Annotated in this window: 12 protein-coding genes and 1 pseudogene; 8 read left to right on the top strand and 5 right to left on the bottom strand. The window is 56.3% G+C overall.

The genetic code is table 11. The features are described from left to right. Positions 1 to 71 precede the first annotated feature (71 nt). Positions 72 to 1,195 (bottom strand): annotated as a pseudogene (locus DB51_RS05280) (GuaB3 family IMP dehydrogenase-related protein). 105 nt (positions 1,196 to 1,300) lie between these two features. On the opposite strand from DB51_RS05280, the gene DB51_RS05275 reads away from it, so the two are divergent. Further along, positions 1,301 to 2,518 carry an NADP-dependent isocitrate dehydrogenase gene (locus DB51_RS05275; protein ID WP_034252336.1) on the top strand — a complete coding sequence of 406 codons (1,218 nt, stop codon included), beginning with the start codon at positions 1,301 to 1,303 and terminating at the stop codon, positions 2,516 to 2,518. 172 nt (positions 2,519 to 2,690) lie between these two features. Next, positions 2,691 to 4,442 (top strand): type 1 periplasmic-binding domain-containing protein, encoded by a 1,752-nt coding sequence (locus tag DB51_RS05270; protein ID WP_238548314.1) that lies wholly within the window; start codon positions 2,691 to 2,693, stop codon positions 4,440 to 4,442. Positions 4,443 to 4,545: 103 nt separating this feature from the next. Here the strand turns inward: DB51_RS05270 and DB51_RS05265 are convergent, their stop codons facing one another. Together DB51_RS05265 and DB51_RS09805 are read right to left on the bottom strand one after the other, a co-directional pair. Next, the gene (locus tag DB51_RS05265) at positions 4,546 to 6,363 is read right to left on the bottom strand and encodes an AMP-dependent synthetase/ligase (RefSeq protein ID WP_034252334.1); all 1,818 of its coding nucleotides are present in this window, start codon (positions 6,361 to 6,363) and stop codon (positions 4,546 to 4,548) included. Between the two features lie 243 nt (positions 6,364 to 6,606). Beyond that, positions 6,607 to 7,293 (bottom strand): M23 family metallopeptidase, encoded by a 687-nt coding sequence (locus tag DB51_RS09805; RefSeq protein WP_051867310.1) that lies wholly within the window; start codon positions 7,291 to 7,293, stop codon positions 6,607 to 6,609. A gap of 648 nt (positions 7,294 to 7,941) precedes the next feature. On the opposite strand from DB51_RS09805, the gene DB51_RS05255 reads away from it, so the two are divergent. From DB51_RS05255 to DB51_RS05230, 6 genes are all read left to right on the top strand, one after another. Further along, entirely contained in the window at positions 7,942 to 8,592 is a 651-nt protein-coding gene (locus DB51_RS05255) for a TetR/AcrR family transcriptional regulator (RefSeq protein WP_051867309.1), read from the top strand. Positions 8,593 to 8,875: 283 nt separating this feature from the next. Continuing rightward, the gene (locus tag DB51_RS05250; RefSeq protein WP_034252332.1) at positions 8,876 to 9,589 is read left to right on the top strand and encodes an SDR family NAD(P)-dependent oxidoreductase; all 714 of its coding nucleotides are present in this window, start codon (positions 8,876 to 8,878) and stop codon (positions 9,587 to 9,589) included. Between the two features lie 28 nt (positions 9,590 to 9,617). Then, on the top strand, positions 9,618 to 10,055 hold the full coding sequence (locus tag DB51_RS05245; RefSeq protein ID WP_156958248.1) for a hypothetical protein: 438 nt from the start codon (positions 9,618 to 9,620) through the stop codon (positions 10,053 to 10,055). 179 nt (positions 10,056 to 10,234) lie between these two features. Continuing rightward, a complete protein-coding gene (locus tag DB51_RS05240; RefSeq protein WP_084674709.1) occupies positions 10,235 to 10,462 on the top strand; it encodes a FeoA family protein in 228 nt (75 codons plus the stop codon). Between the two features lie 142 nt (positions 10,463 to 10,604). Then, the gene (feoB, locus tag DB51_RS05235; RefSeq protein ID WP_084674574.1) at positions 10,605 to 12,839 is read left to right on the top strand and encodes a ferrous iron transport protein B; all 2,235 of its coding nucleotides are present in this window, start codon (positions 10,605 to 10,607) and stop codon (positions 12,837 to 12,839) included. A 23-nt stretch (positions 12,840 to 12,862) separates the two neighbouring features. After that, positions 12,863 to 13,138, top strand: a complete 276-nt coding sequence (locus tag DB51_RS05230) for a hypothetical protein (protein WP_156958247.1) — start codon at positions 12,863 to 12,865, stop codon at positions 13,136 to 13,138. A gap of 87 nt (positions 13,139 to 13,225) precedes the next feature. Here the strand turns inward: DB51_RS05230 and DB51_RS05225 are convergent, their stop codons facing one another. Both DB51_RS05225 and DB51_RS05220 read right to left on the bottom strand, forming a co-directional pair. Then, positions 13,226 to 13,891: a GNAT family N-acetyltransferase gene (locus DB51_RS05225; RefSeq protein ID WP_034252325.1), complete on the bottom strand. Its 666-nt coding sequence runs from the start codon at positions 13,889 to 13,891 to the stop codon at positions 13,226 to 13,228. 9 nt (positions 13,892 to 13,900) lie between these two features. Beyond that, positions 13,901 to 15,355: a DUF92 domain-containing protein gene (locus DB51_RS05220; RefSeq protein WP_034252323.1), complete on the bottom strand. Its 1,455-nt coding sequence runs from the start codon at positions 15,353 to 15,355 to the stop codon at positions 13,901 to 13,903. Positions 15,356 to 15,377: the final 22 nt, after the last annotated feature.

The raw sequence follows: 15,377 nt of genomic DNA, 5'->3' as shown, positions 1-15,377 counted from the left end.
TCAATCGCATACCGCCAATTTGTGGACAAGTGCCGGACTGCCGAGTGTCATCCGACCTTGACCGGGCCGGGTCAGGCTTTGGCGAAAGGCGTCACCACCACACCGCAGCGCTGGAAGTTCTTGATGTCAACATATCCTGTCGAGGCCATTGCACGGCGCAGTGCACCGACGAAATTGGTTCTGCCATCAGGCTGATGGCTCGGCCCGTTGAGAATCTCCTGCAGCGGGGCGACAGTACCGACATCGGCTCTGAAACCACGTGGCAACTCCGCGTGGCGGGCTTCCGCCCCCAGTGCTTGCCATGTCCGGGAGCCTCGTCGGCTCTGGCGAGTGGTGTTCCCAGCATCACGGCATCCGCGCCCAGGGCCAAGGCCTTGACAAAGCTGCCGGACCTGCCCATCCCGCTGTCCGCTATGACCTGAACGTAACGCCCACCGGACTCATCCATATAGTCGCGGCGCGCCTCGGATACGTCTGCGATGGCCGTCGCCATGGGCGCATGCACGCCGATCGTGCCACGCGTGGCGGATACCGCTCCGCCGCCGAAGCCGACGAGCACACCTGCGGCACCGGTGCGCATGAGATGCAGGGCTGCCTGATAGGTCGCCGCGCCTCCCACGATGACGGGGACGTCAAGGTCGTAGATGAACTGCTTGAGATTCAGCGGTTCATGCGTGGTCGAAACGTGTTCCGCCGAGACGGCCGTGCCGCGGATCACAAAGAGGTCCACACCAGCATCGATAACCGTGGAAGAGAACTGCTGGGTACGTTGCGGAGACAGTGCCCCTGCGACCGTGACGCCGGCATCGCGAATCTCATGCAGACGCTGGGTGATGAGCTCGGGTTTGACGGGTTCGGCATAGATCTCCTGAATGCGTCGTGTCGCCGATTCTGCGGGAAGCTCCGCTATCTCCTGCAGCAGCGCTTCGGGATTCTCGTAGCGTGTCCACAGCCCCTCCAGGTCCAGGACACCAAGACCGCCGAGCTTGCCCATCGCTATTGCGGTTTTGGGGCTCGTCACCGAGTCCATCGGGGCTCCGAGCACCGGGATATCGAATTCATAGGCATCGACCTGCCAGGTTGTGGACACGTCCTGAGGGTCGCGAGTCCTGCGTGAGGGAACAATGGCTACGTCATCAAGCGAGTACGCAAGACGACCTTTTTTACCGAGACCTATTTCGATTTCCTGAGACATACCAAACAGATTAATGCGCATGCCCGACCGCTCGGCTAATGTCAGTAACACACGTCGGGTAAAACTTGACCCGTATTCCTAACATATTCATATAGGAGGCTGTGCATGTCCAAAATCAAAGTCGAAGGTACCGTCGTCGAACTCGACGGCGATGAGATGACCCGTGTCATCTGGAAGGACATCAAGGACCGACTGATTCTGCCTTATCTTGACATCAATCTCGACTATTACGACCTAGGCATCGAATACCGTGATGCCACCGACGACCAGGTGACCATAGATGCAGCCAACGCCATCAAGCGCGAGCATGTCGGAGTCAAGTGCGCCACCATCACGCCCGACGAGGCACGGGTCGAGGAATTCGGGCTGAAACGGATGTGGAAGTCTCCGAACGGCACGATTCGCAATATTCTCGGCGGCACGATTTTCCGCGAGCCCATCGTCATCTCCAATATTCCCCGTCTGGTACCTGGCTGGGAAAAACCCATCATCGTCGCCAGACACGCATTCGGAGACCAGTACAAAGCCACCGACTTCCAGGTTCCGGGCAAGGGCAGATTGACGGTGACCTTCACTCCCGAGGATGGCGGAGAAGCCATCGAGCATGTGGTCTTCGACTATCCAGGGTCCGGAGTGGCGCAGGTCCAGTACAATCTGGACGAATCAATCACCGGATTCGCACGGGCATGCTTCAATTACGGGCTGCTGAGGAACTACCCCGTATACCTCAGCACGAAGAACACCATCCTCAAGGCGTACGACGGACGCTTCAAGGACATCTTCGCCCAGATTTTCGAAGAAGAGTACCGACAGCGTTATGAGGAGGCCGGTCTGACCTACGAGCATCGTCTGATAGACGATATGGTCGCAAGCTCACTGAAATGGCCCGGAGGGTACGTCTGGGCCTGCAAGAACTACGACGGCGACGTCCAATCCGATACGGTCGCCCAAGGATTCGGCTCACTCGGCCTGATGACTTCCGTGCTGATGACTCCGGACGGGCAGACCGTCGAAGCCGAGGCCGCGCACGGTACCGTCACAAGACATTATCGTCGTTGGCAGAAGGGCGAAAAGACCTCGACGAACCCCATCGCCTCCATCTATGCATGGACCGGCGGCCTCAAGCACCGCGCGAAACTCGACGGCACACCGGATGTCGCTCATTTCGCCCAGACGCTTGAACAAGTGATAATTTCGACCGTCGAATCCGGAAGCATGACCAAGGATCTCGCGACACTGGTCGGACACGAGCAGGCCTGGCTGGATACCGAAGGGTTCATGGATGCTCTGGACGACAATCTGCGGAAAGCCTTGAGCAGATAGTCGCGCATCGTCTCCAGCTCGCTGCACCATACATGCCGGTACACAAGGTTCCGCATCTGCATGTATGGTGCAGTTTTTGCCATGACCTGGGAGAAACGCACACCCGCGAATATCCTTTCCAGTGAGCGTTGCTACAGTTGCAACAGATTGCATTTCGACAATAAGGGGCATCGTGACACTTCATGGCGGCAGGAACAGGTCAGGTTTGCGCAGGCGTACAGGTGAAGCACTCACTGCGGTGCTTACCGTGGCGTTGGTGTTCTCCTTCTCCGGATGTAGTTTGGCCCCAGATACAGGCGAGACCAGCTCAAGTCCCACGACCTCATCCGCCGACTCCGGAAACGCGGCGATTTTCACGCCATCGGACGGAATTACGCTTTCCCAGCACACTCCTCTCAACAAGTGGACGGCCTTCGTTTCCGAACTGATGGCATCCCTGCAGAATCAGCATATGAAGAAGAGCTCAATCACCGCGAAGAGTTTCGACAACCTGGATGACCAGAGCCAGGCGGTACAGGACTATGTGGTCAGCCACATAGCTTCCTCGACTTCATCGTCCGGCGGCTCGACCACCAGTGCAGGCTCCTCGCAGACGACGGCTGCGGCCTCGGCGAAAAACCATACGATTATTGTGGCGCCCGTAACTGACACCACCGATTCACAGCGTCAGTACGGTGATTATTTCGGCAGCCACATCACAGAGAAGACCTCTGCGTCAGTGTCGAGCAGTTCGCCTTCGACAACCGAGTCCCCCTCCGGAGCGTCCTTGGATACAGACTCCTCAAACTCGTCGGCATCACCTTCGACAACCTCGAACGATGCTTCGACAACACGGCATGAAGCGATCGTCCGTCTGCGTTCTGCGCTGAATCTGGCCCGAAATTCGGGCATGCACGTCGTCCTGCTGTCCTCAACCTTCGAAGGGTTCACACCCGACCTTTTCGTTCCTATGGCCTCAGTCGCGCAGATGGCGCAGGTGCAGGCAAAGCAGCTGGTCAGTAAACTCGAGCTGGACAAGACCAGCAAGGAAAACCCCAAGCAGATCGAGGTCCTGCTCCCCTCAGGCTCCTCGACCACGGACACCGCCGATGTCGACACCTTCAACAAGACCGCCTTCTCGGCGATTTGGGAGGTGCTTGGCCCCTATTTCCGCAGCGGTGCAGTGGAAAGCCCCTCAGGGCTGCTTGATAAGAACAGCTCTGCGGATAGCTGGAAGCTTCTGAAATTCAACGCTTCGAACGAGGACTCCGTAAAAAAGGAACTCACTGCAAGGCTCGGGAAGCAGAACAAGTCGGCTTCAACACGAACACGCATCGACGGCATCCTGTCCATGAACGACTATGTGGCCTCCGAGGTGACCGAAACACTCACTTCCATGGGATATACGGGTTCCTCGGCAGATATCAATCCTGAAATATCGATTGCCGGAATCGTGGACAACATCACAGGCAAAAAGGACCTTAAAAAGAGCAAGGCTCCGGACCCCAGCGTCGCGCCATCGACAAACGGCGATGCCGATTCCTCCGGCGGCTCATCCTCCCAGGATTCCTCGTCGTCAGATTCCTCGTCGTCAGATTCCTCGTCATCTCAGCAGTCAGACGATACCGGTGGTTTGAACAGCAGCGCCTGGCCGATCGTCACAGGTTACGGCGCCTACCTCGACAATATTCCCAACATCGTCGACGGGCAGCAGTGGATGACCTCGTTGGAGGACCGTAAAGGCATCGGCAGTACGTTGGCGAAAGCGGTGGTCCAGCTGAATACCTCGCAGCAGGTGAATGCCGACGACTCAATCAGGACGGAGACCAGCAACGGCATCAGCGCGCCGACCTTGCAGAAGGAACTGCTGACCGTTTCCGCATCGAATCTCAAAAGCGTACTGATAGACACCAACTACGTCACGGCCGCAGACGCCGGATTGTAGAGAGCAGGACGATGCGGTCACTCTCGTGACCACTCTCCTGCCTCGGTCAGGCTCATCATCATCACTGGCTCCTCAGCCAGAACTGACGACGAGCCCGTGATGTTCAGGCCTTGTTGCGTGGTCGATAGATGACGGTGTCGATAAGCTCACGGTATCTGGCGATGATGGCATCACGCCTGGTTTTGAGACTCGGCGTGATCATCCCGTTCTCCTCGGTGAAATCATCAGCCAGGATTTCGAACTTTCGAATGGACTCGGCCCTTGACACCAGATCGTTGGCCGTATCCACCGCTCGCTCGACCTCCGTCTTCACGATAGGATTCTGCCTGGCCTCTTCCAGACTGGCGACCGTTTCTGCACCCTGTGCCTTCAACCAGGTATTCGTTTCGGCAAGGTCAAGTGCCACCAAGGCAGCGATGAAGGGCTTGCGGTCGCCGATAACCAGGCACTGTCCGATTACCGGAGAAGTCATGACCGACGCTTCAAGCACGCTTGGTGAGACGTTCTTGCCTCCTGCGGTGATAATCAAATCCTTTTTCCTGCCAGTGATGGCAACGAAGCCGTCGTCGTCAACAGTTCCCAGATCACCGGTGTGAAGCCAACCGTCCGTGATCTGACTCGTGGTGATCTCAGGATGGTTGTGGTAGCCCACGCAGACGCTCGCGCCTTTGATGCACAACTCCCCGTCATCGTCGATGCCCACGCTGATGCCTTCGAGCGGCTTTCCGATGGTGCCTATCCTGTAGCCCTCGGTGGGATTGACCGTAGCCGGAGCACTGGTTTCGGTCATACCGTAGCCTTCAAGCAAGGGCAGTCCGACGCCGTTGAAGAAGTGCGCGATGGAGGTGTCCAGCGGAGCGCCGCCTGAAATGGCATACTCCACAGAGCCTCCGAAGACCTCCATGATGTTGCTGTAAATCAGCTTGTCGAAGAAGGCATGCTTGGCTTTGAACACGATGGGCATCCGCTCTCCGGATTGCTGATATGCGGACCACTGTCGTGCAACCTCCACCGAGTTGAGGAATAGCCTCCCTTTGAAACCCTTCCCGGCCCGCTGGGAGGAAGCGTTGAAAATCTTCTCGAAAATCCTGGGTACTGCAAGAATGAAGGTTGGTTTGAAGGCATGGAAATCCGCAAGAATGGTTTTGAGATTGCTCGACAGACCCAAGGTGATGTTCCCTGCGAAACAGAAATACTGCATGTATCGTGCAAACACGTGTGCCAGCGGTAGGAACAGCAGCAGTCGCCTGTTCGGCTTCAAACTGATGTCTGGCATGGTCTGCACTCCCGAATGAGTCACAAACACAAAGTTGCTATGGGACAGTTCGATGCCTTTCGGAGTTCCCGTCGAGCCCGATGTATAGACGATGGTAGCCAGGTCAGAGCCCTTGACCCCCTGCTCTCTTTCGAGGAATTCCTCGTCGCTCACACCACGCCCATACGCCGTCAGGGCATCCAGAGCGCCGAGATCTATCACATACACGTCATTCAGATACGCGCATTGGTCACGTACCGACTCGATTTTGTCTCGTTGGTCATCGGTTTCGGCAAAGGCCATCTTGACCTTGGCGTCGTTGAATATCATACGGACCTGTGCCGAGGAGTTCGTCTCATACACCGGAACGGTCAGGGCTCCAATAGACATGATGGCCATATCAAGGGCGGTCCATTCCCAGCGCGTGTGAGAGATAATCGACACGGAGTCTCCGGGCATGATGCCCCTGGCTATCAGGCCCTTGGCCAATGCAACGACGATATTCCTGAATTCGGAGGCGCTGAACGACATCCACGCGTTCCTGGAGTCCTTGTACTCTATAAGAGCGTCGTCGGGTGCGCGGTCAGCTCGCTCCTGCAATACGGAAAAGATGTTGCGGTCATCGTCGATCGCTTCGGTAATCGGACGAGAATATTCCTTGAACATGGCGCTCCCTGTCTCATGCGGACTCTATTGAATTCTACAATGCCTGCAGCTCAAGTCGCGCAGACGACATACTTCCCTGTGTCGAGACGACTATCTCACCATATGTGCGTAGATAACTGCACTACAAGGACAGCAATGTGGTAATCATTTCTCCTCATAGCTGTCCTTGTAGTGCAGCTATCGTATTGGGACCTTACACGCCAAAACGAGGAGCCGCGTTGCCGTCCACCGCCCTTGGCTCGTTCACCACGCTTTGAGCGCGATGCGTCTGGCTCGAAGCAGAGTTTCAGGATTCCTGTACTCATTGGCCGCATCACGTACACCCCAATGCAGACACTGTGTTTCGCAGTGATCGGAATTGCCGCCAACGACGGCGAAGGGTAGTGATTGCTCAACCAGCTCACCGGGCGCTTTGTCCGTCGTGGCGGGTTCAAAGCTATGGAGCCAATTCCCGCTGCGCAGACTGACAACATCCTTGCCTGCTACCTTCCCTGCAAAGGATATGACGGCGGTTTGCGGGGCCAGCACCGCATCCCCCTCGGAAGCACGAAGGTCAAGGCCTCGGTGTCCTGAAAGCCACGGTTGTGCAGGAGCAGCGAAGGGATTCGTCACTTCCCAGTACTCCAGAGGCCTTGACATTTCGGATTCACACGGGTCGGGAGCATCGGACAATGCAAGGTGCGTCATCCTCGTGGCGCTGTTCCACGGAGAAGCTGGCTGCGCACATATTACTTCACGACGCTGCAATCGACCCACAGACTGTGCTGCAGAGGGCTTTGCGGTGGCAGCCGTCGAAACCGCCTCCGCAGTCGAGCCGAAGAACGCCATGGCAGCCACCACGAAGAGCCAGGAGACGACAATCAGCGTGACGCACCTCGGATGAATTGCCGCATGACGAAATTGCGTATGCGCCGCATGCCGAAACCTCATCGTTCTACTCCTTACCGATGGTCACCTCTCAGATTGGTCATATCCGAGCGTCGTCAAACACGGCCATCATGCCAACATCCCTTACTGACCTCATCATCGACAATTCATCGAATTCGCACCATTCGCAGACGCCTTGTGGTCGAATGAACCATTCTTAGGCTCATTGTGGACTGATGCATCCTTTGGCCGGAGCAAGGTCGAAATCGGGCGTTCATGTATGTTTTGCCTCACGCCTGCGCTCATTTCGTGACCATAAGCTCTTAGCTCTTGCCTGAAGCCCTTGCGCTGTACCCGCACCACAGGGACACTTGAAGGAACAGCACGCTTGCATATAGACGAATCGGTGCTCCGGCGAGGGCTGTCGATGCTACCTGCGGTACTCAGAAACGGGTGGCTATCCATACTCCGAATCATTTCGACACACCGGAGGCCTGTATCTCGTACAGTCAGGGAAGGAGTAGAACTACTGCAACTTCAGCAATTAGTAAACGCGAAGAACTTCTCGCATATATGAAATATTTCATAGTATTCATGATTATGGCCATTATTTAACAAAAGTCACTTTTCAGGGATTACTATTTGATAGCTCAACCAACACTCACAATCCGAGTGTTCCCTACGGTAATTCTGTTGCAAGAAAGGAGCGAAATGGCAAAAGGCAGTCGTGGTTCCTATCCAAAGGGCATCGCGAAGCGCAAGGAAATTCTTGACGCTGCGTTGCACATCATCTCAGTGGATGGTTTCAATCACACGACTCTGGCGAAAATATCCCAGGCAGTAAATATCTCTGAAGCAGGGGTGCTTCACTATTTCCACTCTTTGGATGATCTCCTTGTCGAGGTTCTCAAGGAACGAGACATCCAGGATATGGTCAATTTCGGTAAAACCGAAGTTCCAAGCGTCGATATGTTCGATGAGGAGATAGACAAGGACTGGAATCCGGTTAGGGTCATCAGCGCTATCACGAAAAAGAATACGCTGACACCAGGCCTTGTGGAACTTTACGCGCATATGTCGGTGAAAGCCTCCGATCATGGCAGTCCCGCTTACGCTTACTTCAATGAACGCGGAAGCTTTGAACGCCAACTGGTCGGGCATCTGGTCGATCGATACGCAGAGGTACATGAGTCTCGCCCGACAGTGAGTTCCGAACACGTCGCAAGAATCACGCAGGCAATCCTGGATGGTCTGCAGATACAGTGGCTCATCGATAACTCGCTGGACATGGAGAAACTCGCCTCGGAAGCATTCGATATGCTGAGTGATTCATTGAAGAGCGGAAAGATCACAGAAGGTTGATGTCCCCCGCATCAATCCATTGAATCGATAATCAACGGCTTCCACGATACAACACATCGAGGTGACCTCGGTCAGGCTGGTAATGTGACCGAACAAGTCGCAGGACGCCGTTGGTTATCGTGTTCACTAATTCATCACCCTGCATCCGGAATCAGCAGCATCCGGACACATACGTCGGATGGACAGGCAATGCAGCCCCTTCGTACAATGCTGATAACGACTCGCTTCGTTTGAAAATCTTGAACAATCTTGAATATCTTGAAAACGGTCAATGGAGAAGCTCATGGAACATCACGGTAGAACAGTAGCGATAGTCACCGGCGGAGCGGCAGGATTGGGTCTTGAGCTCGTACACCAGCTGATGGAGCGAGGCTTCATCGTCGCCAATATCGATATCGATGCCCAAGCCATGAGCCAGCTTGACGTTTCACTGGGTTCCAGGAATCCCGGGACCTACCATGGTTTCATCGGCGATGTGGCCGATGAGGATTTCGCACGCCGAAGCCTCGACGCGATCTCGAATCTCGGCACGATCTCTCTGCTAATCAACAATGCAGGCAGACCATCCTTCAAGGCGCCCATTGACTACACCTCAACCGATATCGAACTGTGCCTGACAGGTCTTCGAGGAATGATCGTCTGGACCACCGGGGTACTGCGCGCAACAGCCGAGCGGGATGTGCATATCGTGAATGTCATGTCTTCTGCAGCGTTGAGGGGCAACGCCCACGAATCTGTATACTGTGCGGCGAAGTGGGGAGAACGAGGATATACGGAAAGTCTCAAGACCGCGTATAAGGGCAGCTCCGTGAAAATCGTAGGCTTCTACCCCGGTGGAATAGACACGAACTTCTACACCGACAGCCGGGACTACGTCGACGAACAGAAGCAACACAGCTTCATGAAGGCGAATGAGCTCGCGACGGTGCTCCTCGACAACATCCTCAGCAAGGCTAATCTCACCGTCGCCGATCTCGTCGTAGAACGCAATTCCTGATATGGTCCCATCCGATACAGTGATGCACATGAGCCTATTCTCTCGATTCCGCAAACCTTCCTCCGACGTTGTGAACCAACGCTCCTGGGAATCATCGACTTCGGACGACCAAGGGCTTTTCGTCATCACCGACGTCTTCGTCATCACTGGCAGAGGTCCCGTATTCACCGGCATCATGGAAAGCGGTTCACTAGGCGTCGGTGATGCCGTAATCGTGGATATCACCCACGATTCGCCGGATGCTTCGCCGAAACCGTCGCCAGTCGAACTGCACGGCACCATCAGTGCCATCGAATCCCGGCACCGCAGAACTCAGTCCATCCAGAAAGGCGACGAGGCAGGACTGATTATCAGAGGTGTGAATGTGGATGATCTGCCATACACCAGAAACGGTTCAGGCTTTGCACTGGACACGAAGGCATTGAACAACCGTATGATTCGCAAAGCGAACACCCCTGCAAGATAACATCCCGGCATCAACCGGATACCGTCGAAGGCCACGCACCGGATACCATGATGTCACGGCATACCGTGATGTCACTGCCTTCCATGCCGTCCGTGATTCAAGAATCTTCACGACCCATTCTCGCCAAAGTCGAGCAACACTCTTTACAATCCGCGGTGAACTCCACTACTGTCGGTTGCATGACTCAATCGTTGCGCACCTGCCCTCTTGGCATGGAGATAGAGATTTGCGCAATAGAACTTTCGGAACGATACCGTTTTCGTCTCAACGAACTCGGCTTCCGCGAACACGAACGGCTGACCGTGATTCAGAAGGCCAATTTCGGTGGGTGCGTGGTTTCCCATGGCTCTGAGCGCATTGCAGTCGACGGGGCGACCGCCAGGCGCATTCTCGTCAAGCCCAGCTAATCGCAGAAATCGCGCATCCTCATATTCGTAATCTATGGGTGCGCGTGCACATCTATCGAAGCCCGGCTTTCGCATGCCTTCAGCGCCCATACCGCATCATAGGCACGACAAGGCTTTCCGGCACTCAACACTTGGGGAACACATGGCATCACAGCAACAACAGCACCACGGCACTGGAACGACTGCTGCCTTGGAGCACCCTATCCCCGAGGAATGCGGATGCGCCGCCCATCCTGTATCGTCCGCATCCTCACTCCCCACGCCTGCGGGGTGCCCGAAATGCCAGCCTGCGAAGCACCGCCACCACCGGCGAGGCCTGGCAGCAATCATTCCCGCCTCGTCTGACGAGACACCATCGACGCCGTCATCAACACGGCCGCGCATCGTGTGCATGGGCAATCCGAATGTCGGTAAGTCCACACTCTTCAACAATCTGCTGGGCGGCAGCGCAAAAGTCATGAATGCGCCTGGTACCACCGTACTCATTGAGTCCGGTGATTTGAACTATCACGGCAGGCATTGGGAATTCATAGACACCCCCGGTACCGCATCGCTTGATGCCATCAGCCCTGACGAACAGGTATCATGCGAGGCTGCCATGGGCACCGACACCATGGCTCCCCCTGATGTGATCGTGGCGGTGTTCAATGCGACCTCACCTTCCAAATCCCTGTATCTGCTGAGTCAGCTCATTGATCTGGGACATCCTCTGGTCGTGGCCGTCACCATGTTGGATTTGGCCGGCAAACAGGACTCTCCTGTGACCGTCACCGAACTGTCCAAGGCGATACCGGATATTCCCTTCATCCCGATTGACGGAAGAAACGGCAACGGACAAGAGCAACTGCTTCAAGCCATAGACTCGACGATTGCACGCACCCGGAGCACCACGCATCACGAGGAAAGCCAGGAGACGGCCGACTATTCGGTCATCGATACCGATGCGGGAATCACCCGGATTCCCGCCCCAAGGAACGCCTCGTCTCCGGAGCAAGTCTCGGATTGGGTCAGGCGCACCGCCGACGAACGCTTCTCGTGGGTCGCGGCAACGGTACGAAGTTTCGGCGGGGGCACAGCCTTCAGCCACCACACCACGCTGTCGGATCGCATCGACCGTGTGTTGCTGCACCCCGTATTCGGCATCCTCGCTTTCCTGATGGTCATGTATGCCGTATTCGAATCCATCACCACTATGGCGAGTCCCCTGATTGATTTCTTCGACGTCAACGTCAGAGCCTGGTTCACCACCGGCATCGACTGGGTGTTCACCCTTATCGGCGGTTCGGGAGCAACGGATGGATGGTTCCATTCACTGGTCATCGACGGCGTGCTCAACGGCACCATAACAGTGCTGACCTTCGTACCTCCTATGGGCATCATGTTCATCATCCTCTCAATGCTGGAGGATTCCGGATACCTGGCACGTGCGGCATTCGTGATGGACAAGGCGATGCGCGCTATCGGCCTTGACGGCAGAGCCTTCCTGCCGCTGGTGGTCGGCTTCGGTTGCAACCTTCCGGCGCTCGCATCCACCAGAACCCTGCCCGATTCCAGACAGCGTCTGCTCACCGGGCTGCTGATTCCCTTCACCTCATGCTCTGCCCGGTTAAGCGTATACATTGTGCTGGCCTACGCCTTTTTCGGCAATTTCGCTGGCCTGGCGATATTCCTGATGTATGTCTCGTCGATTGTCATCATCCTCTTAGTGGGCCTGGCGCTGCGGAAAACGCAGTTCTCGGATCTGCGCACCCAACCCTTCGCGATGGAACTCCCACCCTACCAACTGCCTCAGGTATTCCGCCTGATGAAGTCGGTCGCACTACGGTTGTGGGCCTTCATCACCGGAGCAAGCTCGATTATCATCTCGATGACCATCATCATGTGGCTGCTCGCAGCTGTCCCTGTGAGCGCCGGACTCGCAGGAAACAACAGTTTCGGTCATGTCGACACGGTTGAGCACTCGCTGTACGGGGCAATCGCCTCCAAAAGCGCAGTGGTGTTCGAACCTGCCGGATTCAACGACTGGCACGCTTCGGCGGCCTTGATCACAGGCTTCGTAGCCAAAGAGGTCGTCGTCGGGTCCATGACCCAGAGCTATGCGATAGAGGAATCAGATGATGCCTCCGGAGCTTCGGAAGGCCAGGGACGCCTTGGCGATGCGGTTCGCGCCAGTTTCGAGCAATCAAGCGGAGGTCATGGTGCAGCAGCTGCCGCGGCGTTCATGATATTCGTGCTCGCATACACGCCTTGCCTCGCGACCGTGGCTGAAATGAAACGGCAGTTCGGCGGCAGGACGGCACTGCAATCGGTGCTGATGGGACTGGCCATCGCCTATGCTCTGGCAGTGCTTATCTTCCAGGTAGGCAGCCTGTTATGAGGGCGTTCAGGCACACCGAACACATGGTCTTCCAAGCGCCCGTGTCGGAGCAGATCATTCACGCTCTCGGCTTGGGAATGACTGCAGGAATGGTTTCGCGGCAGTTGAACATGCCGCTTGACTTCGTGGAATTGGTGATGGAGCAGGCCAAGGCGGCAGGAAGGCTCGATGTTCTGGACATGTCCTCCGCCAAATGCGGTGGCAGCAGCTGCCAGCCAGACCCGGAGTCCTTCGTCTGTGCGGGATGCCCGGTACTAACGGTGTCGAAACGGCGCCGACATCTCAGGAAGTCGGCGTAGCCGCGCATTGCATCGACCTTGCAGCAGGAACCATGCCGATGACGCGTACCGCAATCCGGTCGGAAAGCAGTGGCACGTCCGTGCCTCTCAGATTTCAAGCTGCTTGAAGAAACTCCAGTTGCCTATGGTCTGTCCGCGGCATGACAAGGTCGATTCCGAGAATTCGGTGAAGCCTTTGGACATATAGAAGCGGCGGTTCTGTTCCGTATTCGTAATCAGACTCAGACTGCGACCATCATGCCCACGCACATAGGGTTCCACGCAATCGTGAATCATCTTGCCGCCCAGCCCTCTCCCCTTGAGCTGCGTATCCACAGCCAGCAACTCGACATACCAGGCATCCGGATGCTTTGCCGTGCACGCCGACTGCGCCGCTTCACTGATATCGAAGAACGCCAGCAGACGGCGCAACCCTACGCCGCGTACCAGACCCAGACCACCGGCAAGAATGTAATCGGTGACACCTATGTCCCGTGAACGAGGGTCATGGAGCAAAGCCACCGATACCACGGCGCCGTCGCTGACACCGACCAGGCATACCTGCTTCTTGATGTATGCCTTGATGAGCATCCGATGGAGACGAGTCATATAGTCCAGATACTTCTGGTACGAGTCAAACGGCTCTCTCAACGCAAAGGAGAAAAAAGGGTAGTCGCCGAAGGATTCCGCGGACAGACGACCAAGACCCTCCTCTTCGCCCGGCCGTGCAAGCCGATATCGTATTGCCGAGGATGCTGGTGCTGAAACGGTCATGATGTCCTTTCATGGAATGATGACGCCGCTGGCGGCATACGCCAGGATACAGACGGCACACAATGACAGCAGATTGACCGCACTGTTGCCGATATGGGCGATGCCCGCGGAAACCTGCTGCCTCGCATAGGCAGGAACATCCATCAACTGGCCCTTCCTGTCTTTGAAACGCTGCTGGATGGAGGAACCGAGAATGCTGTCGATCAGCGTCCCGCATACGCCCAGCAGACACACGAAAACAAATCCCTTGAATCCGAACTGCACGATGCTGGGCACGGCCAGCAAGGCGCTGCCCAACAGTCCTGCCGCGAGGCCGAGCAAGGATACACCGCCCGAGGTGCCGTGCGGAGTCGGACGCAGCGTCGTCAGACTGAGCACCCTGCCACCTCCGAGCATGCCGATCTCCGATGAGAAGGTATCGGCGCATGCGGCGGCGAACACGCAGAAGCATATCAGCATGGCCACGTTCTTCTCCGTGGAGAACTGGGCAATCCACAAGGCCGCGCTTGCGGGCAGGGAGTTGCAGATCACCTGTTTCCAGTTGCGGGCGCTGCCGCTGATCTGCCGTCGTTCACCTGCTCGTTTGGCGTCGTTGCTGATGGCGGAAACCACCGAACCCGCCACGAAGAACAGCAGCAGGCTGATACCTATCCAGACATTGGCGAAAGTGTAGAGGGTGGCTGCGGTCAGTATCGCCGCCACGATGCCGTCCTCGGTTATCGCCTTGCGTCCGTAGGCGATGAGCAGTATCGACAGGGCGAGCAGCAGATATACATAGAGACCGACGCTGCTGTAGCGCAATAACAGCGAAGCGCCTATACCGGTCGAGATGGGAAGCGACAGATTATCGCAGCCACGGCCTGCTGTGAGTTCCACAAATGCCGCAAGCACTGCTATAAGAGCTGGAATCACCCCCATCGTCAGCCAGGGCTCGTATTGCGCTCTGAGTTCGGGGAACGCCATCACACAAGCAAGCGTGACGATGAATGCGCTGGCAGCCACGGTGATGCTGCCTTCGAGTGTTTTATCCGGAGCGAATGAGAAGGGGTGGTGTCTGCCCCAACGTTTGCCGACCAGGGCGGCGAAGCCGTCACCATACGCCATGGTGAGCAGACCGATGAAGGACAGTTCACGCCATCCGAGAGCAAAGGCGGCCGAACTGAGCAGCAGCATGCTCAATGCGTAATATACCGTCCCGTAGTCCTCGTGCTCTCTGGCCATTGATGTGAAGAAGGCAAAGCGAATGCTCAGAGCGTTGATGATCACAAAGGCTGCCGGCACGAGCGCCACAGCCCACAGCGATGTGAACCACGGTGTGATGAACACCCAATTCCCGACCATGATATGCACGAATTTTCTTGAGAATTCGCTGCGATTCCCCTGATGACGAGCGATCAAGGCGGAGCACCCGAGCACCAGAAGTATATACGCCACAGAGACGATCAGACTCAGGATATTGGACATATGGCATTACTCCCCTGCGGGT

It is taken from the genome of Bifidobacterium crudilactis (assembly GCF_000738005.1).
GTDB classification, from domain to species: Bacteria; Actinomycetota; Actinomycetes; order Actinomycetales; family Bifidobacteriaceae; genus Bombiscardovia; species Bombiscardovia crudilactis.
Note: the sequence above shows the minus strand (reverse complement) of the source record. Positions and strands in the feature narration are given on the sequence as shown.

Excerpts from the sequence above, each read along its gene's own strand:
- DB51_RS05230 (WP_156958247.1), top strand. The coding sequence starts at position 12,863 with ATGGTCTTCCAAGCGCCCGTGTCGGAGCAGATCATTCACGCTCTCGGC.
- DB51_RS05240 (WP_084674709.1), top strand. The coding sequence starts at position 10,235 with ATGACTCAATCGTTGCGCACCTGCCCTCTTGGCATGGAGATAGAGATT.
- DB51_RS05250 (WP_034252332.1), top strand. The coding sequence starts at position 8,876 with ATGGAACATCACGGTAGAACAGTAGCGATAGTCACCGGCGGAGCGGCA.
- DB51_RS05275 (WP_034252336.1), top strand. The coding sequence starts at position 1,301 with ATGTCCAAAATCAAAGTCGAAGGTACCGTCGTCGAACTCGACGGCGAT.
- DB51_RS05265 (WP_034252334.1), bottom strand. The coding sequence starts at position 6,363 with ATGTTCAAGGAATATTCTCGTCCGATTACCGAAGCGATCGACGATGAC.
- DB51_RS05245 (WP_156958248.1), top strand. The coding sequence starts at position 9,618 with ATGAGCCTATTCTCTCGATTCCGCAAACCTTCCTCCGACGTTGTGAAC.
- DB51_RS05220 (WP_034252323.1), bottom strand. The coding sequence starts at position 15,355 with ATGTCCAATATCCTGAGTCTGATCGTCTCTGTGGCGTATATACTTCTG.
- DB51_RS09805 (WP_051867310.1), bottom strand. The coding sequence starts at position 7,293 with ATGAGGTTTCGGCATGCGGCGCATACGCAATTTCGTCATGCGGCAATT.
- DB51_RS05255 (WP_051867309.1), top strand. The coding sequence starts at position 7,942 with ATGGCAAAAGGCAGTCGTGGTTCCTATCCAAAGGGCATCGCGAAGCGC.
- DB51_RS05225 (WP_034252325.1), bottom strand. The coding sequence starts at position 13,891 with ATGACCGTTTCAGCACCAGCATCCTCGGCAATACGATATCGGCTTGCA.
- feoB (WP_084674574.1), top strand. The coding sequence starts at position 10,605 with ATGGCATCACAGCAACAACAGCACCACGGCACTGGAACGACTGCTGCC.